The following is a 25,393-nucleotide window of genomic DNA, read 5'->3' as shown; positions in this document are numbered from 1 at the left end:
TATATAATCATGATAGGCAGGGGGATTCCCGGTGCAGGATAATGTGTGTCTGACCTGTGCCGGGATTTTTCTGTCTGCTGTTTTGGGGCTTTTTTCCTGGTTACGTTTGTGTTATACTGGCAGTATCGGTATCTGAGAATGTAATTAAAGGGCCAAGGGGTATACATAAGATTGAGATGAAAGCAAAGAGACACTGGGTCAGGAGAAGGGCATTCCTCTTATGGGCAGCGCTTATGCTGTGGGCATCCGCGCCTGTGGGACAGGCCTGGGCATCACCTGTGGCAAAAGCGGAGCAGGAAAGGGAAGCAGCCCAGGCAGAAGGGCAGAAGGCCAGGGAAGAGGCGGAGGCGCTGGAACAGAAGCAGGGTGATGCAGGGCGCCAGGCCAGGGAACTGGGCGATGAACTGACCAGGCTTCTCACCCTAAGCAATCTCCTTAAGTCCGATATGAAGGAACTGGACCAGCAGATAGGGACAGCGGACCAGGAGTATGAGGCGGCTAAGAAGGAACAGGAACGCCGGTATGGGATGCTGAAGAAGAGAATCCGTTTCCTCTATGAGGAGGGCGATATCACATACCTGGATATTCTGTTAAAGGCAAGGAACATTGGGGACGTGGTGGACCAGACGGAATATTTTGACCAGCTTTACCGCTATGACAAGAACCAGCTGGTCCAGTATGAGAAGGTTAAGGCAGAAGTACTTATGAGGAAGCGTGGACTGGAGGAAAAGCAATCTGAGATGGAAGCCATGGAACAGGAGTATGAGGTCCAGCAGGCAGATATCCGCACGCTGATCCGCACAAAGGAACAGGAGACAGCGGATTTTGGCATCCAGCTGGCTGCCGCCAGGGAACGCGCTGCAAAGTCAGCTGACCAGGTAAGGAAGAAGAATGAGGAAATCCGCCGCCTGCGGGCAGAGGAAGCCAGGAAAAAGGAAGAGGCCAGGAAAAGGGAAGAAGCAAGACTGAGGGAAGAGGCAGGAATCCGGTCCGAAGCGGAGGCGGGTGGACGGGCTGCAGGGGTGCAGACGGACCATGGTGCTGGGCAGACACACACGGCCGGCCAGGAACCAATGTCCGGCCAGGGAACGGAGCCAGGCATCCGCCAGCCGCTTAAAAGCGCCGGAGGCACTGCCTTTGGACGCAGCATAGCGGATTACGGCCTGCAGTTTGTGGGCAACCCCTACGTATGGGGAGGCACAAGCCTGACCTCGGGCGCGGACTGCTCCGGATTCACCCAGTCGGTTTACCGCCATTTTGGGGTGGATATCCCAAGGACATCCGCGGAGCAGGCCTGGTTTGGCAAGGAGATTCCCTATGAAGACATGGAACCCGGGGATCTGGTCTGCTATTCCGGCCACGTGGCCATGTATATAGGCAATGGACAGATTGTCCATGCCAGTTCCAGGAAAGAAGGAATCAAGGTGGGCAATGACCCGGCTTACCGGACCATCGTGTCCATCCGCAGGCCGTGGCAGTGAACATACAATACTGACAGATGGGGTGAATGACAGTGATATCAGACAAGAAGCGTACAGCCGGATGGCTGAAAACTGCCGTTGGGGCAGGAATCATATTAGGGACATGGCTGGCCATGGCCACGGCGGCATATGCGGACGAGGCCATCAAGTCCGTAACAGTGACGGTAACTTCCTCTGTTACTGCCAACGGGGACGGCGGCAGTGTGTCCGCTGCCGCGGACAGCACGAAGTACCATGTGGTTTCCTGCGATTTCATCAATGGGAAGTCCCAATGGAAGGCAGGGGACATACCCAAAGCTTCCATAGAACTGGCTGCGGATGAAGGATACTATTTCGGAAGCATCAGTTCATCCAGCGCCCATATACGCGGCGCGGATTACGTCACGTGCAAGAAAAGCGATGCCAAGCGCAGCCTGACCATAACGGTTAAGCTGAAGGGGGTAAAGGGTACCCTGGACCGTGTGGAGGATGCCTACTGGGAGGAGAAGCCTCTGGGCAAGGCCAGGTGGGCAAAGGTAGAAGGGGCCAGCTCCTATGAGGTAAAGCTGTTCTGTGATGAGAGCATGGTTTATCATGTGCCCAGGACCAACTCGGTGAGTTATGACTTTTTCCCCTATATGACAGAGGACGGGGACTACTACTTCAAGGTCAGGGCGGTTGCCAAATCAGAATCCGAGTCAGGCTACCTGAAGGCAGGGGACTGGGCGGAATCCGATAATCAGGAGATTACGAAAAAGGATGCCAGGGCGGCTGACAAGCGGGCGGCCTCCACCGGTACCAAGGGCGTCAGCACCAAGGACGGGACCGGACCCATGGCCCAGGCACCGGGGTGGGCCATGGACGGCAACGGCTGGTGGTACAGGAATGAGGACGGCTCCTATCCGGTGGGCAGCTGGAAAGCCATAGGGGACAAATGGTACCTTTTTGACATGAACGGCTATATGCTTACGGGCTGGCAGTGGAAGAATGACAGGGAATATTATCTGACGACCAACGGTGATATGGTCACAGGATGGTTTCAGTATAACAGGATATGGTACTACCTGGATCCGGAGCAGGGCAAGCTGACCGGGCAGTGGCTGCAGCAGGGGGACCAGTGGTATTATCTGAATCCCGATGGAAGCATGGCGACGGGCTGGCTTCTGTCCCAGGGGAACTGGTATTATCTGGACCCCAGGAACGGGCAGATGGTGAAGGACCAGGTGGTGGACCAGTATTATATTAACCAGGACGGGATCTGGATACCTTAACAGGAGGAGAATCACTATGAATTTATGGAAAAAGGCAGCGGCTGTATCCGTGTGCCTGATGGCCATGGCAGCATGTCCCATGCCTTCGCTGGCAGCGGTCAAGACGGAGACAAGGACGCCCATTACCAGCGTATCCATCCGGGTGCGCTCCGATGTCCAGGCGGATTATGAGCTGAACGAAGCTACTGTATATGCCGCCACGGACAGCAATCTGTACACCACGGGCGCCTATAAATGGGTCACTAAGAACAAGGAATACTGGGAACCCGGGGATGAACCCAAGGTTCAGATTGAGATACATGCAAGAAGCGGTTATTACTTTAACCGTGTGACAGGGCCCAGCAAGTTCCAGATTGACGGGGCCACCTATGCCTCTGTCAAACGGACCAATAATGACGAGACGCTTCTGCTGACCGTTAAGCTGACCCCGGCATCAGGAACCCTTGAGATACCTGAGAGCGTGGAGTGGATGGGGTATCCTCCGGGCAAGGCCACCTGGGCGCCTGTCCCCTATGCGGGCGCTTATGAATTGAAGCTTTACAGGGACGGCCAGATGGTACAGGGCGTTCCCAAGGTGATTGCGACCACCTATGATTTTTATCCGGTGATGACCCTGGCCGGCACATACCAGTTCCGTGTCAGGGCCATACCCAAGGATTCGGAGGAACTGGCCTATATAACCGGAAGCGACTGGGTGTATTCCGATGAACTGGATATTGACGCGGATGAGGTGTGTACCTTAAACGGCGGGGTGACCGGGCCGCAGGAGGATAAGCAGCAGCTGACACCTGCCCAGATCGGCTGGGTCAAGGATGAGGAGGGCTGGTGGTACAGGAACACGGACGGCACCTATCCCACAGGCACATGGCAGGCGATTGACGGGAACTGGTACCTGTTTGACTTCAGCGGTTATATGCTGACAGGCTGGCAGCTTAATAACGGAAGGTATTATTACCTGGATATCAATGGGGTCATGCAGACGGGATGGCTTCAGGACAGCCGGAAGTGGTATTACCTGGAACCGGACGGCGCCATGCACACGGGATGGCTGGACGCAGGAGGGACCTGGTACTTCTTCGACCAGGATGGCTCCATGCATACAGGGTGGCTTCTGGATAACGGCACATGGCATTATATGAGCCCGGACAACGGAACCATGGTAAGGAATACAACCGTGGAAGGCAGGTATCTGGATTCAGCAGGGGTATGGAAGGACTAGCAGACGCTGCGTCGGGATCAGGCAGGAATGAATCGGTTACCGGCAGAAATGCCAGGGGCATGGCAGGAAGGAGAAGCAGGTTACACTCCTTCCTGCTATTTTTGTGGACACAGTTATCATAATGCCGGGAGGGGATAACATAAAATTACAAAATGGTTACAAAAACGTTTATTTTTGTTGACGGAGTGACCGAAGACGGCTATACTTGAATTAATGACGAAAAGTGTAAATATTAGGGGATTACAGGGGGATTTTATGTTTATTGTTCCGATTGCAAGAATGGATGGGATTGTACCTTCCGATAGCCAGAAAAGCAGCCCTGCCAAAGGGCAGACAGGTCCGGTACCCTTTAAGGAAATGCTGAGGACCGCTGTAAAAGAAGCAGATCAGGCCATGAGGGAAACCCAGGAGATGGATATAAAACTGGCATCCGGCCAGGTGGATAATCTTCATACGGCACTGATACAGGCTGAGAAGAGTGCTGCTGCGGTTGAGTTCACTACTCAGTTAGCATCTAAGGCAGTGAATGCATATAATCAGATTATGGGTATGCAGGTTTGATATTAAAACGAAAGATATTATCGGTGGGTCATGGGGATTAAGGAAAAGTTGAAATCGGTATCAGGAGAGAAAGGCGGTATCGGCCGTGTACTTGATACGGGTAAGAAGAAGGCGGTGGCTGCGGGAATAACGGCAGCCGTGGTTATAGCACTTGCAGCCAGCGTGCTGCTGAACACGAAAAAGAGCGGGAATTATGTAGCGCTGTTCCCGGGAATATCCAAAGAAGAGAATAACGAGGTTCTGACGGTACTCAACGCAAGAGGGGTTGAGGCCAGGAGAAACAGCGAAGGAGAAGTGACGGTTCCGGAAGACCAGTTGGGCGATATCATGCTTGATATGTCCGAATTGGGATATCCGAAAACGGCACTTCCTTTTGACATTTTTTCAGATAATATGGGCTTTACCACCACGGAATTCGAGAAGCGCCAGTACCTTCTCATGAACCTTCAGGACAGGATTGAACGTACCCTTAAGGATATGACCGGGGTTAAGAATGCCATCGTCACCCTTAATGTGCCGGATGAAAGCAATTATGTGTGGGATGAAGGGGGTTCCAACAGCACGGGTTCCATTTCCCTGACCCTGATGCCCTCCTATGAGCTTTCGCCTGAGAAGGTGTCAGCCATCAAGAACCTGGTGGCGGACAGCGTACCCAGGCTTCTGCCTGAAAATGTGACGGTGGTCAACGCGGAAACCATGCAGGAAATGGTTGCGGATGATATCGGCACCACCTCATACGGCCTGAACCGCCTGGATTTTGAGGCCAAGGTGGAGGAACGGCTGGAGAATAAGATTAAGAATGTCCTTACACTGGCATATTCCCCGGATAAGCTGAGGGTTTCGGCAACCGTTGTCATTGACTATGACAGGATGATTACCGAAGACCTGCATTATGAGCCGCAGGACAACGGACAGGGCGTGGTGGAGCAGTATAAGGAAGGCAGGAGCCTGAACGGCGGGGCTGCCGGCGCAGGCGGGATTGCCGGCGAGGAGAATAATACGGACATACCTGCCTACGGAACCGCGGGAACCGGCGGCGGTGCAGGCGGCACAGGAGATTACTACAGGGATGTGGATTACCTTGTAAGCTACATCAAGAAACAGATAGAAAAAGATAACGTAAAGCTGCAGAAGGCCACCGTGGCAATCACGGTCAATGACGACAACCTGACTGATTCCAAGAAGCAGCAGCTGATAGACGCGGCGTCCAAGGCCGCCAATATCGCGCCGGAGGATATCGTGGTGTCCAGTTTCCGTGAGATTCCAAAGGAAACAGTCAAGAACGACAAGCCGGCATTGCCCGTACAGGCGCCGGCCCAGACAGGACTGGATTACCGGCTCATAGTGGCCGCGGCCGGCGTGGGCATCCTTATATTCCTGTTACTCCTCCTGCTTCTCATGCGCAGCAGGAAGAAAAAGCATTTAAAAGAAGACCAGATGCTGTTTGCGCCATTTGAAGACGGGGATACCCAGGAGCCGGAGTCTGTTGAACAGCGGGCAGCGGAGGATGCGGTACAGAACAGCCTGGGCAGGATCCAGCCGGATTCTTCCGACCCTGTGGACCAGGTACGTTCCTTTGCCCAGATGAATCCTGAGATTATTGCATCCATGATCAGTTCATGGCTGAAGGAGGATAAGAAGTAAGATGCCTGCAGAAGAGAGAAGACCAGCCCAAAAGGCTGCTGCTGTCATATCCATACTGGGAAGCGAACGGGCATCCGAGGTGTTCCGGTATCTGACAGAGAATGAGGTGGAGCAGCTCTCCATGGAGATTACAAGGCTGCCAAGGCTCACGGAAGATGAGCTGGAAGACATTGCCCAGGATTTCTATAATTGCTGTGTGACAGAGAAGGTAATAACAGAAGGCGGAAAGGATTACGCCAAGGAGGTGCTGGAAAAGGCATTTGGCCAGCAGCAGGCCAAGAACCTGATGGACCGGGTCAGCAAGGCCCTTAAGACAAAGGCCTTCAGCTTTATCCGTAAAGTGGATTATAAGACATTGATGGCAGCCATCCAGAATGAACATCCCCAGACCCTGGCCCTGATCCTATCCTATGCAACCCCGGAACAGGCGTCCAAGATAATCGCAAACCTGTCCCAGGACACACGGGTGGATGTGGTGGAACGGATTGCCAACATGGACCGCGCCCTTCCCATGGCAATCAAGATTGCAGAGGAAGTGCTGGAGAAGAAAATCGGCGCCTCCTCCTCTGAGGAAACCATGGAGGTGGGCGGCCTGACCTATGTGGCTGATGTGATGAACCATGTGGACCGCAGCACGGAGCGGGATATATTTGACGAACTGAATATGAAGAATCCGCAGCTGGCGGAGGATGTGCGCAAGCTGATGTTTGTATTCGAGGACATTGCCTATCTGGATCCATTGTCCGTACAGCGTTTCCTGCGGGAAATCGATACAAAGGACCTGTCGGTAGCCCTCAAGGTGGCCAACAAGGATGTGACCAATACCATCTTTGCCAATATGTCCGGCAGGATGAGGGAATCCATACAGAGCGATATGGAATACCTGCATAACATCCGCATGAGCGATGTGGAGGAAGCACAGCAGAGGATCGTGGCTGTCATAAGACGGCTGGAAGAGGAAGGCGAGATTGTAATTTCCAAGGATGGAAAGGATGAGATAATTGTCTAGGATATTAAAACCCGCCCAGACTGTTGCGGGAAGCCACATGGTAAGGCTGTACCAGCCCGTCCAGGAAGCCGGGGCGCAGACAGGGCAGGAATCCGGCGTCAGTGAGCCGCCGGACCCGGAACAGGACCAGGGCGGCAGACGGTACGCCCTTATATCGGAGGAAAAGCGCAAGATACTGGAGCACGCCAGGAACCAGGCGGAACAGGCAGCGGCCAGGATACTGGAGGAGGCCTATGCGCAGAGGGATAATATAGTCAACACGGCCAGGGATGAAGCCGGACGGATCCGGGAACAGGCCAGGCAGGAGGGCTATGGGCAGGGACTCAGGCAGGCCCTGGGCGACATAGGGCAGGATATTGACGGTATCCGTTCATCTGTGGAAAAGATCGGTGCTGAGTTCAGCGGATTTGAACAGAGGCTGGGCAGCAGGATTGCGGACCTGTCCTTCATGATGGCAGAGAAAATCCTCAGGAAGAAAGTGGAGTGCGACGAGACGGAGCTGGCAGATATGATTGAAAAGGCGGTCCTGTCAGAGCGGGATAAGGAGAATATCACCCTCCATATGCCGGCCCAGGCCGTGAAGCTGATAGAGACACTGGAGAAACGGCTGGAACCGCTGAGGGATAAGAATTCCGGAAGCGGGGGCACCATAAGGATTAAGGCGGAGGAACGGCCCCTGGGCTTTGTACAGGTGGAGACAGAGGAAGGGATTGTGGATGCATCCCTGGATGTCCAGCTGGATAACCTGAAAAAACATCTGCTGGCTCTGGAGAGCAGGCAATAAGGCGGTAACCATATGGAATTAGGGCAGATAGAGCAGGAAATACAGCAGGAGATACAGAATGCGGATTTATATACCTACCTGGGCAAGATAGACAAAATCGTGGGAACCACGGTGGAATCCATGGGACCGGCCTGCAGGCTGGGGGATGTGTGTACCATTGATGTGGTGGAGGGCACGACCCCGGTCAGGGCCGAGGTGGTGGGGTTCAGGGAGAACCGGGTACTGCTGATGCCCTATGAGGAGATGGAGGGAATCGGCTATGGAAGCGCGGTCCGCAATACAGGGGAACGTCTCAGGATTGCGGTTTCCAATCAACTCATAGGCAGGACCGTGGACGCCATGGGAATGCCCATTGACGGCCTGGGACCGGTGGATGACGTTTCCTATTATCCCATCACGGGGAAACCCTCCAACCCCATGGAACGCCCCAGGATTGATACAATCATACAGATGGGGGTCAAGGCCATTGACGGCCTTCTGACCGTTGGCAAGGGCCAGAGGATGGGAATCTTCGCTGGCAGCGGCGTTGGAAAGAGCACGTTAATGGGCATGATAGCCAAGAATGTGAAGGCGGATGTGAACGTCATTGCGCTGGTCGGCGAGCGGAGCAGGGAGGTCGTGGAGTTCATTAACAGGGATTTGGGGGAAGAAGGATTAAAGCGTTCCGTGCTTGTGGTTGCAACCTCCAGCCAGTCCGCCATGATGCGCTCCAAGTGCACCATGACAGCCACTACCATTGCGGAGTATTTCAAGGACCAGGGCATGGATGTGCTGTTGATGATGGACTCCCTTACCCGGTTTGCCATGGCCCAGAGGGAAGTGGGGCTAAGCATAGGGGAACCGCCTGTGGCCAGGGGATATACGCCCTCCATCTATTCCGAACTTCCAAAGCTTCTGGAGCGTTCCGGCAATTTTGAGGAAGGTTCCATTACCGGAATCTATACCGTGCTGGTGGAAGGCGATGATGCCAATGAACCCATATCCGATACGGTGCGCGGAATCATAGACGGGCACATCATGCTGTCCAGGAAGGTGGCGGCCAAGAACCGGTATCCGGCCATCGACATCCTGTCCAGTGTCAGCCGTCTGATGAACGACATCGTGACCCCGGAACACAAGGAAGCCGCGGGAAAGCTGCGGAGGCTTTTGGCGGTTTATGAGAGCAACAGCGACCTGGTTTCCATCGGGGCCTACAAAAAGGGGACGAACCCGGAACTGGATGAGGCCCTGGAGCGTATAGACAGCATCTATGGGTTCCTCCAGCAGAAGACAGATGAAAGTTTTTCACTGGATGAGGCAGTCATCCAGATGATTCAGGTAACGGATTAAGGGGCTTATCATGAAAAAGTTTGTATTTTCGCTGGAACGGATGCTTGTGTACCAGCAGCAGAACCTGGAAAAAGAGAAAGGGATCCTCGGAAAGCTTACGGCTGCCAGGGATGAACTGGAGGAGATAAAAGAAGGGCAGGAAAACAGGATTGCCAATATACAGATGGAGATTAAAAGACGGCAGGACGAGGGAACCACGGTGTTCATCCTGAAGGGATGCTTTTCTGTCCTGGAGGGCGTCAGGCTCCAGCTGGAGGATACAAAAAAGGAGCTGTCCCAGGCACAGGCCAGGGTGGAGAAACAGCGCCACATTGTCACGGAGGCTTCCAAGGAAGTAAAAAAACTGGAGAAGCTGAAGGAAAATCAATTGGAGGAATATCACCATGACGAGGCAAAGGAGCAGCAGGACATAATCACGGAACATGTTGCCGGGACATTTGTCAGAAATGGTGTTTCCTAGGGTGTGTTTGGTTTTCAGACATGGCCCGGTACTGCAGGGCAGTACTTATACAGGACGGCATATGTGAAAGGAGGTGAGAAGATGAATACAGGAACATTTACGCAGATAGGGGCAGACAGCAGCTATAAAACAGCCCAGGCATACGGTTCTTTGCCAGGGACAGGAAGACAGGCGGCAACGGCTGATTTCGCGGATGTATTTGCCAGGAGCCTGCAGGATGGCAGCAGGACCGCGGATGCCAGGGCATCTGCCGGGAAACAGGATCACGGATCAGGCGTAAAGGCACGGCATACGGAAAAACAGGATACAGGCAGGCCCGATGGCAGCCGGATGACGGCAGGCCAGGATGGGAAGCCCGCGGCTGGCGCCAACAGGAACCTGGAGGATGGAAACAGCACGGCAGCAGATTCCGCGGATAAGACGGCGGCAGCTGATTCCGGAATAGAAGGGGATGCACAGATCCGTCCGGATGACGGCCTGAACCTGGAAGCGGCCATGAGCATGCAGGCCATGATGGCCTTCCTGCAATACGGGGATCTCGATACACAGGATGTGGGGATACAGACAGCAGGACAGCAGGACGGGCAGGTTTCGGTACAGGCAGGACCGGTTGTACAGACAGTCCATCAGGAACAGGATATAAGCTCCGTGCTGACAGCCATGACAGGACTGGAAGGACAGGGTATGGTATCCGGCCAGGATATGATCCGGCCAGCGGCATACGATGCTAAAGAAAATGCGTTGCAGCAGACAGCAGGGCAGGAACAGACGGGACCGGACAGGACCGGAATGTTTTCCGATGCCATGAAGGCGGCGGATGCAGCCGGGATGGCAGCCCGCGGGGAAGTATCCGTTAAGGGCAATGCACAGCCGCAGGAATCCGGTGAGGACAGCCTTTCCAACATGCAGGGCAGACAGGAACTGTTAAGGGCCATGGGCCGGGAGCAGGAAGTGTCCGCTGCAGTGGATGAGGAATCCGGGACAGCCAACCAGGTCCTTGAGGAACTGAAACGGAATGCAGAGGCCAGGGGACTGGACCTGTCAGACCGTATGAGCCATAACCGTATGAATCCGGGATTTGGCATCAACAGTGTGAAAGAGGGACAGGAACAGCAGGTTCCGGTGCTGGAGCAGCTTAAGACAGGCCTGGAGCAGGGAATCAAGACCGGGATGAAGGAACTGACCGTGCACCTGAAGCCGGAAGGCCTGGGGGATATTGTCATACACATTGCGGGTACCGATGGGAAGATGTCGGTGCGCATAGGCGTGACCAGCCCGGAGACAGAAAAGCTTGTTACCAGCCAGATGGAAAGCCTGAAGGATATGCTGAGGCCGCTGAACACGGAAGTGGCGGAAGTGTACCGTGACAGCCAGGGAACCATGGATTTTGCAGGCTATGACCAACAGATGCAGGACCACCGCGGACAGCAGGCCCAACCTCATTACCGCTATTACGGCGGGGATGACGATGCAGGTTCAGATGAGGATATCCTCATGGAGGCCCGGCGTATGATGGCGGAAAGCCGCATGAGCAGGCTGTATGCATATGTATAAGGTCCAAAACAGGAAAAGGAGATAGAAATGTCAGTACAGGTTCCAAATTATACCTCGCCTTATGCCTTGGGTGCATCAGGGACAACAGGGCCGGGGACCACGTCCAGGGCCGCATCGTCCGGCAGCACGGCGGGACCGGGCGGCACGGACAGCAAAAGTAAGACCGATACCCCTGACACGGACGAAAGTTCCGGCGCAGGCAATGTGATTGACGCCGTGTTTGGGGATGCGGATGACAAGATGGTCAGCATGGAGGATTTCCTCACGCTGATGGTTGCCCAGCTTAAGAACCAGGATTTCATGAACCCTGTGGACGATACCCAGTATGTGACACAGCTGGCCCAGATATCCACCATGCAGCAGATGGAGCAGATGGCCTACAATGCCAAGAGCACATATGTCACATCCCTTGTGGGGAAGTATGTGTCGGCCGCCAAGTTCACGGTATCAGGAGAACTGAAGAAGTCGGAGGGGCTTGTGGATAAGGTATCCCTTCTGGATGAAAAGTTTGTGATATATGTGGACGGCGAAGCATACGACATGGACGAAATCATGGAAATCAAGACACCGCCAGCCACCACCCCTCCCAATGAGGACGATAAGGATGACAAGAATCCCGGGGATGATGGGGATTCCGGCAATCAGGGGGATGGAAGCGGCAAGGTGTAGTCCGTACAGTTTGACAGAAGGTAAGGAAACTCAGAAACGCACAAACACAGTCCGGGATAGGAGGATGAACAATGGATTCAATGATATATAATAAAATGCTTCATACCCCCATCTATACGGGGACTCCAAGCGGGCCGCCGGAAAAAAGGCCCCAGGAAGCAAAAGGCAATGACAGCGCATTTAAAGAACTGCTGGAGCAGAGGATTAAGGAAGAAAGCCAGGTGTCATTTTCCAAGCATGCCATAGAGCGTGTGGTGGAGCGCGGCGTGGATGTATCCTCAGAGAACATCGGCCGTCTCAATGAAGGCATCCGCATGGCGGAAGAGAAGGGCCTAAAAGAGCCGCTGATCCTTCTTGGTTCCACGGCCTTCGTTGTCAATGTCAGGAATAATAAAGTAGTTACAGTTGTGAATGAGGACAGCCTGAAAGGCACGGTCTTCACGAATATTGACGGAACCGTTATGATATAGCCGGTCCTTTAGGAGGCTATCCTTACCCCGAATGACGGACGGGTAAGGCGGTTTAAAAAGGAGAATTGAATATGTTAAGATCACTATTTTCAGCAGTGTCGGGCATGCAGGCCCATCAGACCAAACTGGATGTCATCGGCAACAACATTGCCAACGTTAATACGTATGGTTTTAAGTCAAGCCGCGCGCGTTTCCAGGATGTTTATTACCAGACGCTCCAGAGTGCGACCAGCGGCGATAACAACAGGGGCGGTACCAATGCCAGCCAGGTAGGTTACGGCGCGCAGCTGGCAGGAATCGACCTGAACATGGAACGTTCAGCCCTGCAGTCCACGGGAAGGCCCATGGATGTGGCCATTACCGGCGAGGGATTCTTCCAGGTAATGGACTCTGACGGCAATATATTCTACACCAGGGCAGGAAACCTCCAGCTGGATTACAAGAGCGGCAACCTGGTGGATGCCAACGGATATACGGTGCTGGGCGTGACGGGGGACCCGTTGGGTAAGGCTGCCTCTTCTGATAAGATACATTTAAGCATCCCGTCCAAGAACAATGCCCAGTCCAGCAGTACCCAGGAAATCAACGGGGTTAAATACACCATAACATCCCAGAACGCCACAGGGGACGCCAATGTATCCATTTCATTCAAGCTGGATGAAACCCTTCCGGACGGCGCGGATGTGGTGGTTCAGCCAAGCGAGTTCAATACCTCCAGCATTGTGGTGAGGATTAGTGACAAGGCATCCTTTGCAAGTTTATCTGATTTTAATGAAAAAATGAACAGCGCCATTTCCCGCGCCAATAACGGCACACCCCATCCGGCAGGCAATTTTACCATAACGGCCCAGCCGGCCCAGACTGGCGGGTTTACTGGCAAGGAACTGATGGGAGAGAATTTCGGGATTAAGCCTGGTGAGCAGATTTTTAAAGATGCTTTTAAGGACAGCGGGATTTTCGGAGGCATCAAGCCTTCCAGCACCAGCACGGAACCCGTGTTTACGGCGTCGGGGGATGTGGAGTATACAATTGTCAAGGTAGGCACCAGCCCGGCCGCGTGGAAGTTAACAGCTACCGTGGAAAAGGATGGTGTACAGAGGACATTTGAGGGCCAGATTTCAGAGAACAGTACCTCGGCCAACAGTGTATGGCTGAAGGAAACCGGGACCCCGCCAAGCGGTGAGGAAGCCGGACAGTATATTGAAGTGCAGCACCCCGGCTATACGGCCATTGAAGATTATTTTAAAATAAATCCCACAGCTCCTAAAACGGTTGCAGCCGGAAGCATTACCGCAGCCACCAATTCCAGGGATTTGGGCCTTGGCAGCAAGGCATTCACCCTGACGGACGGAAGCGCAGGCGGTACCGTATCCCTTTCCGACGCGGGCGTGACCATCCTGGCAAACGGTATCATAGAAGCCAACCACCCGAATCTTGGAAAAATCCAGATAGGGCGGATTGACCTGGTAACCTTTGATAACCCGTACGGACTTGAGGGCGTGGGCAATTCCTATTTTAAGGCCACAGGCAACTCCGGCGACGCCAAGGCCTGCAAGGCAGGTGAGGACGGCACAGGCGCCCTGAAGACCTCGTCCCTGGAGATGTCCAATGTGGATATTTCCACAGAGTTTGCGGACATGATTGTCACGCAGAGAGGTTTCCAGGCCAACTCAAGAATCATCACGGTATCGGATTCCATCCTGGAAGAGCTGGTAAACCTTAAGAGGTAACTGCATGGATGGCCTTAGGCCGTTCAGATGGCGGAATGGATTTTCAATCAGGCCCTGGCGATAAGAAACCGGATAAGGCATCAGACAGGGCCTGATGACAGGACAGGAGGGCGGTATCATGATCATACTTAAAAAACTAAACGGGGAAGCCTTTGTGCTGAACTGTGATTTAATTGAAACAATTATGGAGAATCCTGATACCACCATACTCCTGACCAATGGAAAGCACCTGATTGTAAGGGAATCCAAGGAAGAAGTGGTAAAGAAGGTAGTGGAGTTCCGGCGGGAGGCATTCCGCGGGATGATTGACCAGATTAAGGGCTGAGCATACGGGCAGAGTGAGAAAAGTGGAGAAAAGGAAGTAGGGTTATGGATTTCTTGTCAATTCTAGGTTTTATATTAGCGGTGGGGCTTGTGGGTTTTGGTATGACCTTTGACCAGGAGGCCATGAAACTGGTCTTTACCAATATCCGGGCGTTTGTGGATGTGCCGAGTATGGCGATTACCATTGGAGGGACCATTGGGGTCATGATGATATCATTTCCCGCAGGGGCCTTCAAGAAGATTGGCAGCCACCTGAAAATCATTGTGAGGCCCTATGCCTTTAATCCGGTGCAGTCCATAAGCCAGATTGTAAGCCTGGCCACGGAGGCCCGGATGAAGGGGCTGTTATCCCTGGAGGATAAGCTCAATGAAATCGACGAGCCGTTCCTGCACAACAGCCTGATGCTGGTGGTGGATTCCGTGGATTCGGAGAAGGTGCGCAAGGCCATGGAGACAGAGCTTGAGCAGCTGGATGAGCGGCACGCCCTGGACCGTCGTTTCTATGAAAAGGCGGCCAGCTACGCGCCTGCCTTCGGCATGATAGGAACCCTGGTGGGCCTGATCCTCATGCTGGGCAACATGTCGGATGTGGACGCCCTTGCAAAGGGCATGGCCGTGGCGCTTATCACCACCCTGTACGGTTCCCTGCTTGCCAATATCATATTCCTGCCCATGGCCAGCAAGCTGAAGGCCAGGCATGAAGAGGAATTCCTGTGCAAGCAGCTGGTGATGGAGGGCGTATTGGCCATCCAGGAAGGCGAGAACCCCAAATTCATAGAGGAAAAGCTGTTCAAGCTTCTTCCGGCCAGCTATAAGAAGACGGAAGAGGAAAAAGAAAAGGACGGCCAGAAAAAGGCAGCTAAGAAGAAACGCCGCAGAAGAAATAACAAAGAGATTGTGGAATAGAAGGAGCTTAAACCATGGCGAAGGCACAGGAAGGCCAGGATATCCAGGCAATGACGGACGGACAGATGTTTGAAGAACTGATAAGGATACATGCACAGGCAGCGGGGGAAGCGGTTTCATCCATTTTAAAGGCGGACATAGCCATAGGGGAACCCCAGATACATGAGATGACGGTGAAGGAAGTGGAATACAGCCTCCTGGAACCGGCTATCTTTGTGAAAAGCTGTCTTACCTCCCAGGTGGCCGGAAATGTTGTGATAATCCTCCGGCAAAGGGATATGCAGGTATTTTTAAATGAACTCATGGGTGTGGATGACCTTCCTGACCCGGATTTTGTGTTTGACGACGTGGCCATGAGCGCTGCGGGGGAGCTGATGAACCAGATGGCCCACGCCTCGGCTTCGGCCATGGCGCAGTATCTGGGCGATACCATGGATTTTGCGGACTGCCAGCTGGTCCTGTCGGATGGACGCCAGAACCTGTCCCCTGTCATCGGCGACCAGCCTGATTCCAGGATCATGGTTGTTAATTATACCATGCGGATAAAGGATATGGTTGAGTCGGAATTCATTGAGTGCATATCGGCCGCAGCCATAGACAGCCTGGCGCAGGAGATTCAGGCCAGGCAGGAAGCGCAGGCCAGGGCCAGGCAGGAGGAGGAAGAGGCTGCCAGGCAGGCGCGTGAGATGGAGAAAAGCGTGATTGTGGGCCAGGGAGCCGGACGCGGTCAGGCAACGCCCGCGGCAGGACGGATGATGGACGGCGCAGCCCCGGCAGTCCCGGGACTTTCGTGGGGCGGGAATGCCGCCGCTGCCCGGACACAGCCCGGGCAGGACACCATGTACAGGAGCCCTGCCATCAGCGGTAACCTGGGGCTTATCATGGATGTGCCCCTTAACGTGTCGGTGGAAATCGGCAAGACCAGGCGCAGGCTTAAGGATGTGCTGAATTTCAACAACGGAACCGTGGTGGAGCTGGATAAACAGGCAGATGCGCCTGTGGACATCATTGTCAACGGACAGCTCATTGCCAGGGGGGAAGTGGTTGTGATTGACGACAACTTCGGTGTACGTATCACTGAAATAGTAAATACAAGAAGCATTATTGGAAATGGTGAATAAAGTTGAAACGGTTTAATATCCTTGTAACAGCGGGAATCATCGGAATCATTTTCCTGATACTGATTCCCCTGCCCACACCCATACTGGACTTTTTATTTATACTGAACATAACATTGTCTTTGCTGATCCTTGTGATGACCATGTATATCAGGGAAACCCTGGAGTTTTCCGTATTTCCCTCCCTCCTGCTGGTCACGACCCTGTTCCGGCTGGGGCTTAACATATCATCCACCAGGAAAATCCTCTTTGACAACGGTTATGCGGGGCAGGTGGTCAAGACCTTCGGACAGTTTGTCATCCGGGGCAATGTGGTCATTGGTTTTATTATTTTCTTAATCATCGTGCTGGTTCAGTTCATTGTAATCACAAAAGGTTCGGAGCGTGTGGCCGAGGTTGCTGCAAGGTTTACCCTGGACGCCATGCCCGGCAAGCAGATGGCCATTGACGCCGACCTGAACAGCGGCCTCATTGATGAGCAGCAGGCCAAGGAGCGGCGTTCCAAAATCCAGAGGGAAGCGGATTTCTTCGGTTCCATGGACGGTGCCACCAAATTTGTTAAGGGAGACGCCATTATCTCCATCATCATTACCTTCATCAACTTTGTGGGCGGCGTCATCGTTGGTATCATGAACAGCCAGGGAAGCATACAGGATATCATGCAGATTTATACCACCTCCACCATTGGGGACGGACTGGTATCCCAGATTCCGGCCCTGCTCATATCGGTGGCAACAGGTATGATCGTGACCCGGTCCGCGTCGGAGAACAGCCTGAGCGAGGATCTGACAAAGCAGTTCCTGGCCCAGCCAAGGGTGCTGATGACAGCGGGCGGCGCTGCTGCCTGCCTGTGCCTGATTCCCGGATTTCCGGTGCCCCAGATACTGATGATATCCGCGGGCCTGACAGGCGGGGGATATTACCTGTATAAACGCCAGCAGGGCTTGGTGGCGGAGACCGTGGAAGAATTTGTGGAAACAGAAGTCACCAGCGAGGCGTCCTATTACAAAAACATTGAAAACGTTTATGGACTATTAAATGTAGAACAGATAGAAATGGAATTCGGCTACAGCCTGATTCCCCTGGCGGACGAGAGCAACGGCGGCAATTTCATTGACCGTGTGGTCATGTTCCGCAAGCAGATGGCCCTGGACATGGGATTTGTCATTCCCTCTGTAAGGATTAAGGACAGCGGGCAGCTTAACCCCAACCAGTACAGCATCCTGTTAAAGGGGGAGGAGGTGGCCAGAGGGGATATCCTGATGGACCACTACCTGGCGCTGCCGCCTGGAACGGACGCGGACGACGTGCCGGGAATCGACACCATCGACCCTGCCTTCCACATTCCCGCCAAATGGATCAGCGAGGACAGGAAGATACAGGCCGAGCTGGCAGGATATACCCTGATTGACCCTACCTCCGTGGTCATAACCCACCTTTCCGAGGTGGTGAAGGAGCATCTCCATGAGCTTCTTAACCGTCAGGAGGTAAACAATCTTTTAGAGACACTGAAAAAGACCAACAGCAGTATTGTGGAGGACACCATACCGTCCATCATCACGGTGGGCGGGCTGCAGAAGGTATTGGCAAACCTTTTGCGGGAGGGGATCCCCATCCGCGACATGGAGACCATCGTGGAGACACTCAGCGATTACGGAAGCCAGGTCAGGGACACGGATATGCTGACCGAGTATGTGCGCCAGGCATTAAAGCGCACCATCTCCCGCAGGTTCTCAGAGGCCGGGCAGATGAAGGTCATCAGCCTGGACGACAAGATAGAGAACATGATCATGTCCTCGGTTAAGAAGATGGACACCGGTTCCTATCTGGCCCTGGAGCCTGCTGCAATCCAGAGCATCGTGTCATCGGCCACGGCGGAGATCAACAAGATTAAGGATTTGGTAAATATCCCGATCATACTCACCTCCCCGGTGGTACGGATTTACTTTAAAAAGCTGATTGACCAGTTCTACCCCAATGTGGCGGTGGTATCCTTCAGTGAGATAGACAACAATATACAGATACAGGCATTGGGAAGCATTTCCCTGAGTTAGGAATGGCAGCAGAGGTAACAGGTTATGCAGATGGAACAGACAGACCATGAGGAAATGACCAGAGCCCTGGAGGCGTACAGGAAAAACGGCAGCCAGGAACTGAGGAATAAACTGGTCCTACATTATCTCCCCATTGTAAGGTCCGCCGCCGTACAGCTGCGGACCATGGCCGGAAGCCTTCTGGAGCAGGAGGACCTGACGGACCAGGGGGTGCTGGCGCTGATGGAATGTCTGGACCGCTATGACCCCGGCAAAGGGGCCAGGTTTGAGACATATGCATTCGTGCGCGTGCGCGGGGCCATGATTGACTATATACGCAGCCAGGACTGGGTACCCCACAGGGCAAGGAATTTCCAGAAAAAGGTGGATGAGGCATTTTCCATCCTGTCCCATGAAAAGATGGGGGAGCCGGATGTGAAGGATGTGGCCGGATACCTTGACATGCCCGTTGAAAAAGTAGAAAACCATATAAAATACATGAACCACGCATCCGTGCTTTCATTTGAAGCAGCGCTGCAGGATATGACAGCCATATTTGCAAAAGGGGAGCTGGAGGCAGGGGACATGGACGGCAAGCCCGAGGAAAGCCTTTTTTACAGGGAAATGATGGAAATGCTCACGGCTGCCATTGACGGCCTGGGGGAAAAGGAGCGGCTTGTCATAACATTGTATTATTATGAAGAATTAAAATATTCAGAGATTGCAGAGGTCATGGGCATCGGCCAGTCGCGCGTATGCCAGATCCACACCAAGGCAATCAGGAAACTGAAAAGCAGTTTGGAAGATTATATGAGGGGATAAGGATATGTTTTCAGGATTTTATACAGCTGCCTCGGGCATGCTGATGAACCAGCGGTCATTAGACATGGCGGCCAACAACATCGCCAATGTGAAGACCAGCGGCTATAAGCCCAAACGCCTGGTAAAAACCACGTTCAATGAACAGCTGGTGCGCCAGATGAACGGGCAGACCCAGGGGCTGGGCCAGGGTTCCACCATATCCATCGGCACAAGGGAGATGACCACCCATGGCCAGGCTCCGGTGGTGGATACAGGGCAGACCTATGACCTGGCCATTAACGGGGACGGATTCTTCGTCATCCAGGGCACGGACGGCCAGTATCTCACACGCAACGGACATTTTAAACGGGATGAGGAGGGGAACCTGATACTTCCCGGCGTTGGCCAGGTAATGGGGGACGGCGGCCCTGTGTACGTGGATGAGAGCGGGTTCCGTGTTGGCGCGGACGGAATCATCTACGACAATGAGGACGGGGAGCTGGACCAGATACAGATAGTGGAGCCGGATGATTATGACAACCTGACATTTTATGACAACGGCACCTACGGGGCGGGCGGCGGCGTGACACTTACCCAGGTCTATCCCACGGTCTACCAGGGAAAGCTGGAGCAGTCAGGGGTGAACCTGAACAATGAGATGACCAGGGCCATGGAGGTCCAGAGGGCGTTCCAGTCATGCGGCAAGGCCCTTACCATCATAGACCAGATGAACCAGAAGACAGCCAATGAGATAGGGAAGCTGTAGGGGGATAAGAGATGAATATTTCATATTATACGGCAGTCTCAGCCATGAACGCATTCCAGCAGGACCTGGATGTGACTGCCAATAACATGGCAAATGTGGGGACCAACGGATATAAGTCCATGCGCAGTGATTTTAATGACCTGCTGTACACCCAGATGGATATGAGGCCGGAGGCCCAGGTGGGACACGGCGTGAAGAACAACGGGCCGGGAACCACGTTCCAGCAGGGGATTTTCCGCAAGACCGGACGTGCCCTGGATTTTGCCGTGTCAGGCAAGGCGTTTTTTGCAATCCAGACCAGCGAGGACGAGGAGGAGCCGGCTTACACAAGGGACGGCGCCTTCCAGATAAGCTCCACCGAGGACGGCAATTACCTGACCACCAGCGACGGCAGTTATGTGCTGGACTGGGACGGCGAGCCAATCGAGCTGGAGTACAAGGCGGCGGAAGACGGCAGGGGAGATGACACAGGGGAACTGGACCTGGATTCCATTGCGGACCGGATTGGCCTGTTTGTGTGCGAGAACCCGGAGGGCCTTATCCATGCAGGGTCCAACCTGTTCCGTACCGGTGAGGCTTCCGGGGAGTGGATGTCCATAGAGGATCTGGATGAGGACCAGGAGAAAAGCTCGGTCATGACCAGGACCCTTGAAATGTCCAATGCCGATATGTCCACGGAGATGGTCAACCTGATGCAGACCCAGCGCGCATTCCAGCTTAACAGCAGGATTGTAAGCACTGCGGACCAGATGGAAGAGATGATTAATAACTTAAGGTAACGACATCAGCAGATTGTGCTAAAAGGGGGTGCCCATGAACGAAAAAAGTCTGATTTACAGCTTGTTATCTAAATTTCTTGATGACAATCAGGAGGATGGGATCCCGGAACATGCGGGAGAGGATGAACGGGAAGGAGAATCACGGACACAGGGGCAGTCCTATGACGATACAGATAGGGAAGATGAAGGGACAGGAGGCCAAAATGCGGACGGTGTCCGGGACGGCAGGGGCCAGGATGGCAGGAACCGAAATGGCAGGAGCCAAGACAGCGGGAGCAGAAATGGCAGGAGCCAAGACGGCAGGAGCCAAGACAGCGGGAGCAGAAATGGCAGGGACCAGAACGGCAGGGACCAGAACGGCAGGGACCAGGATAGTGACCACCGGGTGGAAACGGTTGAGGACTGGAATGAGGCTGAAGTAAGGCGGAGGGAGCAGGTGGAACGGGAGCTTCTGGGAAAGGAGCAGACCGGGGCAGATGGACAGGATGCGTCCGACTGGGATATGTCCGGCCGGGATGCATATGACCAGGATTCATATGGCGGGACCGGATATGGGGATGGAAGACCGGGTGGATATGGTTCAGGCCAGGGTGGATATGGTTCAGTCCAGGGTGAAGATGTGCCGGCCGGGGAAACGGACCAGGATGCCTGGGTGGAGCTGATTGTGGCTGACGACAGGATGAGTGTCTCCATGATGGTGCACGGCCCCCAGGGGGAAGGACAGGACGTGTCCAGGGCAATGATACATGATGCACTGGAGCAGAAGGGGATATGCTTTGGCGTTGACGAGGAGAAGATAGGAACCATTGTCAATGAAAGGCAGTATCTGCAGATGGCTGTCATTGCAAACGGAATGCCTGCAATCAATGGGGAAGATGGACGGATTAAGGACTATTTTCCCAGGAAGGCCCAGTTAAAGTATGCTTCCAAGGGCAATGGCGGCATTGATTTTAAAAGCATGAACCTGATACATAATGTCCAGAAAGGGGATGTGGTGTGCGATATCACCATGCCCACGGAGCCGGAGGACGGCGTGGATGTGTTCGGCGAACCTGTACGGGGAAAGAACGGCACCATGCCTCCCATCCCCCAGGGAAGGAATATCGTATATACCCCGGAGCGGGATAAGCTGGTTACGGCATGTGAGGGCAACCTGACCTTCCGTTCCGGCCGGTTCCATGTGGAGAATATATTTTCCGTGTCCGGCAATGTGGACAACAGCGTGGGAAATATTGATTTTACAGGCAGCGTTGTGGTTCACGGGGATGTGCTGGAGGGATACAGGGTGATTGCCAAGGGCGACATCACGGTGATGGGGATTGTGGAAGGCGCTTATCTGAAGGCAGGCGGGGACATCCTGCTGCACAAAGGAATGCGAGGAATGAAAAGCGGCGTCCTGGAGGCGGACGGGGATATCACGGCCAAGTTCCTGGAAGACTGCAACATTTACGCAAAAAATAACATACAGGCAGAGTACATCATCAACTCAGAGGTGTCCTGCGGCCATGACCTGACCCTGATGGGAAAGCGCGGCGCGTTCATCGGCGGGAACTGCTCGGTCTATAACTGTATGAATGTAAAGGCCGTAGGCGCGCCCAGCCATATCATGACCTCGGTTACCCTCGGCCTGACTCCCCAGCTGATGGAGGAGATGGAGGCAGTGGGGAAGGAAATGCTGCTGCTGTCCAGGAAACTCACCGAGCTTAACAAGGATATATCATATCTTAACGGAAAGCTCAAGGAGGGCAGCATCACGCCAATCCAGCGTGACCGTCTGGCAAAGCTTAAGCTGGAAGCCCCCATCAATTCGCTGAAGGAAAAGAAACTGAAGCAGCAGGGCGCCGAACTGTCCAGGAAACTGCGGGAGGTTGGCAAATCAAGGCTCACGGCAAGGGAGGTTTATCCCGGAAGCGTCATCAACATTGGGGATTGTAAGATGAGCATCACTAAAAAGGAGGATAACTGTACCTTCTACTATCTTGACGGGGAAATCAGGAAAGGAATTCGCTAATGGCAGACATCTTACGGGTGACTTCTCCGGTCATCAACAAGAATATCATACAGCCGGATAAGGCGATGAAAGACCCATCGGTCCCCTTTGACATGCAGGAAATCCGGCATATCACCAAGAATCCCGAGGGCAGCGGCCTTCTGGGAAACCACAATGTGCTGGAGCGGGAGGCCGGGGCCGCTACCCTGATGAACCTGTTAAAGGACCCGGCGGTAACGGTCAACTACCTGAAGAATATATATATGCTGGAGGAAATCATCAGCCTCCTGCCGGTGAATAACAACACGGTGACCCAGGAGATAAGGCAGCTTTTTGACGCGCTTTTAATTGAGCCGGAGCATATTGTGGATGAACTGGTGGACCAGGAATATGCCTCCACCCTGTTTAAGGGGGAACTGTTTGACTTCCTGAGGAACCAGCTGGGGGATAAGCCGGAACTGCGGTTGGAGACAGCGGAGCTTTTAAAGGCAATAAATGGAAGCATTTCCCGGCAGGACGTGCTGGATTCCGTGGCCAACAGCCTGGAATACCTGTCGGAACAGCTGTCCGGCAGCAGGACGCTCTATGGGAAGTTCGTACAGTTGGCCGCGCGGGTCCGGGATGTCCGCAGCGGCCAGGAGTTTGAGGAGCTTAAGACCGAGGTGCAGCAGGCCTTAAAGGAACTGGAACAGAGCGTGCTCTACTCTCCCCAGACAGCCAGGGTCCTGCCCAATATCCTTTACAATATGTCCAGGTACCAGGACAACGAGGCATATCTGCAGGAGGCGCTTCTGAACCTTCTCATCCATGTGAACAGCCGGGAAGACAAGGGACGGTTACGGGAAATGGTCCGGGATTACATAGAAAGTTTCCGTGGGCCGGAGCGGCAGGAAAACCGTTCCAGGATCATGGATACCCTGGCGGAAATCATTACAAAGCAGGACCGGGAAACCCCCATGAACAGCCTGAACGGGGATAAGATAGAGAAAATCATCACCAGCCTGCTGTCCTCGCCCTGTAATTATACGCCGCTGCTGCATTTTGTAATCCCGGTGGATTACCAGGGGATGAAGGCATTTTCCGAACTTTGGATAGACCCTAAGGACGAGGGACGGGGCGGGGAACGGGGAAGCCGGGATTCCGGCGGGACAGACCATGTCCATGTGCTCATTACCTTTGACATACCTGGGATTGGGCAGATGGAGGCAGAGTTCATGATGGCGGGAAAGGAACTGGGGTTCCACCTGTACTGTCCTGAATCTTATACAGGGATATTCGGGGGACTGGTACCCGAGTTCAGGAAAATCATGGAGGAACACGGTTACCGGGCGGCTGACATAGAGGTGGAGCGCATGGACCATGTGCGTTCCCTGATGGAGGTATTTAAAAACCTGCCATTTAAAAGGACGGGCGTAGATGTCAAAATTTAAGAAAAATAAAGCGGTGGCTTTAAAATACAATGCAGATGAAGACACGTCCCCGGTGGTGATTGCATCAGGCTATGGGACGGTTGCAGAGCACATCATAGATATTGCGGAAAAAAAGGGGATTCCTGTATTCAAGGACGACAGTGCGGCATCCCTGCTCTGTATGCTGGATGTGGGGTGCAATATACCGGTGGAGCTGTATGAGGTGGTTGCGGGGATTTACTGCAAGCTCATGGAAACCTCGGCCCAGATACGGGGTGTGGAGAAGGCGGCTGCTGCAAAAGCTTTAGAAGGAAAAACTTCAGGGACGGGAAGTCAGGCCGGCCGTCTGCGCCGGAATCTGGTCTCCGGGCGCGAGAGGAATGACAGCTGACGGCGTGTTTACGCCGGATGTCACTTGATGGACGACAACAGGATGAATACAGGGGGTGGCGGAATTGGTTGATTTGCTGGATGGGTATGTGGGCTCGTCGTGTGTCATAAAAGCAAAGAATAACGATTTAATCAGTATGGGGGTCCTGCACCGCATCGGGAAGAATTTCATCGATGTGGGCAGCTCCCGCAATGAACTGCCGGGGATTCCATATAATCTTTTGATAAAGCTGGAGATTTATAATACCCAGCTTGGTTTTAAGGTGCTGATTGGCAGGGTGTACCTGTCCTCGCCCAAGCTGGCTAGGATAATTGATTTAAACGAGGCCACCAATGATGAGCGGCGGGAGTATTTCCGTATCAGTACAAGGGACACAGGCATCATCTATAACTGCATGCGCGGGGACGATGTGATGGAGATGGAAGGCGATTCCAAGGATGTCAACGGGCTTAAGGTACAGCTGGTGGATATCAGCCTGGGCGGCCTGATGTTCAGGAGCAAGGAAGAATTCAGGACCAATGACCGTTTTAATATGGTGATACCGGCCATGGGCGATTCCATGCTGTATACCTGCGAGGTGCGCCGTCAGGTGCAGAGGCCCGAAGGGGATTATGGCTATGGATGCGAGTTTATGGAAATGGCTACCAGGCAGGAGGATTTGCTGTACCGGTATATCCTGCGGAGGCAGGGGGACCAGTTAAGGCGGATACGGTAGT

General features: G+C 53.7%; 24 protein-coding genes. All 24 read left to right on the top strand.

The window, feature by feature from the left end; all coding sequences use genetic code 11:
* Positions 1 to 176 precede the first annotated feature (176 nt).
* The 24 genes from MCJ35_RS22855 (at position 177) to MCJ35_RS22740 (ending at position 25,392) form a co-directional block, all read left to right on the top strand.
* Entirely contained in the window at positions 177 to 1,481 is a 1,305-nt protein-coding gene (locus MCJ35_RS22855) for a C40 family peptidase (RefSeq protein WP_025485105.1), read from the top strand.
* Positions 1,482 to 1,507: 26 nt separating this feature from the next.
* Positions 1,508 to 2,731, top strand: coding sequence for a PspC-like choline-binding domain-containing protein (locus MCJ35_RS22850; RefSeq protein WP_008720586.1), 1,224 nt, complete (start codon positions 1,508 to 1,510; stop codon positions 2,729 to 2,731).
* A 16-nt stretch (positions 2,732 to 2,747) separates the two neighbouring features.
* Complete coding sequence (locus MCJ35_RS22845; protein WP_120058435.1) at positions 2,748 to 3,950, top strand: N-acetylmuramoyl-L-alanine amidase family protein; 1,203 nt, start codon at positions 2,748 to 2,750, stop codon at positions 3,948 to 3,950.
* A gap of 255 nt (positions 3,951 to 4,205) precedes the next feature.
* On the top strand, positions 4,206 to 4,511 hold the full coding sequence (gene fliE / locus MCJ35_RS22840; protein WP_025485106.1) for a flagellar hook-basal body complex protein FliE: 306 nt from the start codon (positions 4,206 to 4,208) through the stop codon (positions 4,509 to 4,511).
* Positions 4,512 to 4,541: 30 nt separating this feature from the next.
* Entirely contained in the window at positions 4,542 to 6,155 is a 1,614-nt protein-coding gene (fliF, locus tag MCJ35_RS22835) for a flagellar basal-body MS-ring/collar protein FliF (protein ID WP_025485107.1), read from the top strand.
* A gap of 1 nt (position 6,156) precedes the next feature.
* Positions 6,157 to 7,164 carry a flagellar motor switch protein FliG gene (gene fliG, locus MCJ35_RS22830; RefSeq protein WP_025485109.1) on the top strand — a complete coding sequence of 336 codons (1,008 nt, stop codon included), beginning with the start codon at positions 6,157 to 6,159 and terminating at the stop codon, positions 7,162 to 7,164.
* On the top strand, positions 7,157 to 7,948 hold the full coding sequence (locus MCJ35_RS22825) for a FliH/SctL family protein (protein WP_025485111.1): 792 nt from the start codon (positions 7,157 to 7,159) through the stop codon (positions 7,946 to 7,948). Before fliG ends, MCJ35_RS22825 begins: the two co-directional genes overlap by 8 nt.
* Before the next feature lie 12 nt (positions 7,949 to 7,960).
* Positions 7,961 to 9,277, top strand: a complete 1,317-nt coding sequence (locus MCJ35_RS22820) for a FliI/YscN family ATPase (RefSeq protein WP_025485112.1) — start codon at positions 7,961 to 7,963, stop codon at positions 9,275 to 9,277.
* A gap of 10 nt (positions 9,278 to 9,287) precedes the next feature.
* Positions 9,288 to 9,737 (top strand): flagellar FliJ family protein, encoded by a 450-nt coding sequence (locus MCJ35_RS22815; protein WP_008720570.1) that lies wholly within the window; start codon positions 9,288 to 9,290, stop codon positions 9,735 to 9,737.
* A gap of 81 nt (positions 9,738 to 9,818) precedes the next feature.
* Positions 9,819 to 11,291, top strand: a complete 1,473-nt coding sequence (locus tag MCJ35_RS22810) for a flagellar hook-length control protein FliK (protein WP_025485114.1) — start codon at positions 9,819 to 9,821, stop codon at positions 11,289 to 11,291.
* A gap of 27 nt (positions 11,292 to 11,318) precedes the next feature.
* Entirely contained in the window at positions 11,319 to 11,960 is a 642-nt protein-coding gene (locus tag MCJ35_RS22805) for a flagellar hook assembly protein FlgD (protein ID WP_025485115.1), read from the top strand.
* Positions 11,961 to 12,031: 71 nt separating this feature from the next.
* Complete coding sequence (locus MCJ35_RS22800) at positions 12,032 to 12,430, top strand: TIGR02530 family flagellar biosynthesis protein (RefSeq protein WP_025485116.1); 399 nt, start codon at positions 12,032 to 12,034, stop codon at positions 12,428 to 12,430.
* Between the two features lie 71 nt (positions 12,431 to 12,501).
* On the top strand, positions 12,502 to 14,160 hold the full coding sequence (locus MCJ35_RS22795) for a flagellar hook protein FlgE (protein WP_025485117.1): 1,659 nt from the start codon (positions 12,502 to 12,504) through the stop codon (positions 14,158 to 14,160).
* Between the two features lie 118 nt (positions 14,161 to 14,278).
* Entirely contained in the window at positions 14,279 to 14,485 is a 207-nt protein-coding gene (locus MCJ35_RS22790; protein ID WP_008720561.1) for a flagellar FlbD family protein, read from the top strand.
* A gap of 44 nt (positions 14,486 to 14,529) precedes the next feature.
* Positions 14,530 to 15,390, top strand: coding sequence for a motility protein A (locus tag MCJ35_RS22785; RefSeq protein WP_008720559.1), 861 nt, complete (start codon positions 14,530 to 14,532; stop codon positions 15,388 to 15,390).
* Between the two features lie 14 nt (positions 15,391 to 15,404).
* The gene (gene fliN, locus MCJ35_RS22780) at positions 15,405 to 16,511 is read left to right on the top strand and encodes a flagellar motor switch protein FliN (RefSeq protein WP_025485119.1); all 1,107 of its coding nucleotides are present in this window, start codon (positions 15,405 to 15,407) and stop codon (positions 16,509 to 16,511) included.
* Positions 16,512 to 16,513: 2 nt separating this feature from the next.
* Positions 16,514 to 18,562 (top strand): flagellar biosynthesis protein FlhA, encoded by a 2,049-nt coding sequence (flhA, locus tag MCJ35_RS22775; protein ID WP_008720554.1) that lies wholly within the window; start codon positions 16,514 to 16,516, stop codon positions 18,560 to 18,562.
* A 24-nt stretch (positions 18,563 to 18,586) separates the two neighbouring features.
* Positions 18,587 to 19,363: a sigma-70 family RNA polymerase sigma factor gene (locus MCJ35_RS22770; RefSeq protein WP_025485121.1), complete on the top strand. Its 777-nt coding sequence runs from the start codon at positions 18,587 to 18,589 to the stop codon at positions 19,361 to 19,363.
* Positions 19,364 to 19,367: 4 nt separating this feature from the next.
* Positions 19,368 to 20,108 carry a flagellar hook-basal body protein gene (locus tag MCJ35_RS22765; protein ID WP_008720550.1) on the top strand — a complete coding sequence of 247 codons (741 nt, stop codon included), beginning with the start codon at positions 19,368 to 19,370 and terminating at the stop codon, positions 20,106 to 20,108.
* 11 nt (positions 20,109 to 20,119) lie between these two features.
* Entirely contained in the window at positions 20,120 to 20,887 is a 768-nt protein-coding gene (locus MCJ35_RS22760) for a flagellar hook-basal body protein (RefSeq protein WP_008720548.1), read from the top strand.
* Between the two features lie 34 nt (positions 20,888 to 20,921).
* Positions 20,922 to 22,898 carry a FapA family protein gene (locus MCJ35_RS22755; RefSeq protein WP_025485123.1) on the top strand — a complete coding sequence of 659 codons (1,977 nt, stop codon included), beginning with the start codon at positions 20,922 to 20,924 and terminating at the stop codon, positions 22,896 to 22,898.
* Positions 22,898 to 24,307: a hypothetical protein gene (locus tag MCJ35_RS22750; RefSeq protein ID WP_008720545.1), complete on the top strand. Its 1,410-nt coding sequence runs from the start codon at positions 22,898 to 22,900 to the stop codon at positions 24,305 to 24,307. The genes MCJ35_RS22755 and MCJ35_RS22750 overlap by 1 nt, the downstream gene beginning before the upstream one ends.
* Positions 24,294 to 24,677: an EscU/YscU/HrcU family type III secretion system export apparatus switch protein gene (locus MCJ35_RS22745; RefSeq protein ID WP_025485124.1), complete on the top strand. Its 384-nt coding sequence runs from the start codon at positions 24,294 to 24,296 to the stop codon at positions 24,675 to 24,677. Before MCJ35_RS22750 ends, MCJ35_RS22745 begins: the two co-directional genes overlap by 14 nt.
* Before the next feature lie 64 nt (positions 24,678 to 24,741).
* The gene (locus MCJ35_RS22740; RefSeq protein WP_008720541.1) at positions 24,742 to 25,392 is read left to right on the top strand and encodes a PilZ domain-containing protein; all 651 of its coding nucleotides are present in this window, start codon (positions 24,742 to 24,744) and stop codon (positions 25,390 to 25,392) included.
* Position 25,393 lies beyond the last annotated feature (1 nt).

Origin of the sequence: Enterocloster sp. OA13, assembly GCF_022440595.1 — a bacterium.
GTDB classification, from domain to species: Bacteria; Bacillota; Clostridia; order Lachnospirales; family Lachnospiraceae; genus Enterocloster; species Enterocloster hominis.
The sequence above is the reverse complement of the archived record's forward strand: the minus strand, read 5'-3'. Positions and strand labels throughout refer to the sequence as shown.

What these genes read in the sequence shown, in the direction of transcription:
- fliN (WP_025485119.1), top strand. Translation starts at nt 15,405, where the DNA reads ATGGCGAAGGCACAGGAAGGCCAGGATATCCAGGCAATGACGGACGGA.
- MCJ35_RS22745 (WP_025485124.1), top strand. Translation starts at nt 24,294, where the DNA reads ATGTCAAAATTTAAGAAAAATAAAGCGGTGGCTTTAAAATACAATGCA.
- MCJ35_RS22785 (WP_008720559.1), top strand. Translation starts at nt 14,530, where the DNA reads ATGGATTTCTTGTCAATTCTAGGTTTTATATTAGCGGTGGGGCTTGTG.
- MCJ35_RS22820 (WP_025485112.1), top strand. Translation starts at nt 7,961, where the DNA reads ATGGAATTAGGGCAGATAGAGCAGGAAATACAGCAGGAGATACAGAAT.
- MCJ35_RS22755 (WP_025485123.1), top strand. Translation starts at nt 20,922, where the DNA reads ATGAACGAAAAAAGTCTGATTTACAGCTTGTTATCTAAATTTCTTGAT.
- MCJ35_RS22795 (WP_025485117.1), top strand. Translation starts at nt 12,502, where the DNA reads ATGTTAAGATCACTATTTTCAGCAGTGTCGGGCATGCAGGCCCATCAG.
- MCJ35_RS22750 (WP_008720545.1), top strand. Translation starts at nt 22,898, where the DNA reads ATGGCAGACATCTTACGGGTGACTTCTCCGGTCATCAACAAGAATATC.
- MCJ35_RS22765 (WP_008720550.1), top strand. Translation starts at nt 19,368, where the DNA reads ATGTTTTCAGGATTTTATACAGCTGCCTCGGGCATGCTGATGAACCAG.
- MCJ35_RS22790 (WP_008720561.1), top strand. Translation starts at nt 14,279, where the DNA reads ATGATCATACTTAAAAAACTAAACGGGGAAGCCTTTGTGCTGAACTGT.
- fliE (WP_025485106.1), top strand. Translation starts at nt 4,206, where the DNA reads ATGTTTATTGTTCCGATTGCAAGAATGGATGGGATTGTACCTTCCGAT.
- MCJ35_RS22770 (WP_025485121.1), top strand. Translation starts at nt 18,587, where the DNA reads ATGCAGATGGAACAGACAGACCATGAGGAAATGACCAGAGCCCTGGAG.
- MCJ35_RS22855 (WP_025485105.1), top strand. Translation starts at nt 177, where the DNA reads ATGAAAGCAAAGAGACACTGGGTCAGGAGAAGGGCATTCCTCTTATGG.
- MCJ35_RS22850 (WP_008720586.1), top strand. Translation starts at nt 1,508, where the DNA reads ATGACAGTGATATCAGACAAGAAGCGTACAGCCGGATGGCTGAAAACT.
- fliF (WP_025485107.1), top strand. Translation starts at nt 4,542, where the DNA reads ATGGGGATTAAGGAAAAGTTGAAATCGGTATCAGGAGAGAAAGGCGGT.
- MCJ35_RS22810 (WP_025485114.1), top strand. Translation starts at nt 9,819, where the DNA reads ATGAATACAGGAACATTTACGCAGATAGGGGCAGACAGCAGCTATAAA.
- MCJ35_RS22805 (WP_025485115.1), top strand. Translation starts at nt 11,319, where the DNA reads ATGTCAGTACAGGTTCCAAATTATACCTCGCCTTATGCCTTGGGTGCA.
- fliG (WP_025485109.1), top strand. Translation starts at nt 6,157, where the DNA reads ATGCCTGCAGAAGAGAGAAGACCAGCCCAAAAGGCTGCTGCTGTCATA.
- MCJ35_RS22815 (WP_008720570.1), top strand. Translation starts at nt 9,288, where the DNA reads ATGAAAAAGTTTGTATTTTCGCTGGAACGGATGCTTGTGTACCAGCAG.
- MCJ35_RS22845 (WP_120058435.1), top strand. Translation starts at nt 2,748, where the DNA reads ATGAATTTATGGAAAAAGGCAGCGGCTGTATCCGTGTGCCTGATGGCC.
- MCJ35_RS22760 (WP_008720548.1), top strand. Translation starts at nt 20,120, where the DNA reads ATGAATATTTCATATTATACGGCAGTCTCAGCCATGAACGCATTCCAG.
- MCJ35_RS22800 (WP_025485116.1), top strand. Translation starts at nt 12,032, where the DNA reads ATGGATTCAATGATATATAATAAAATGCTTCATACCCCCATCTATACG.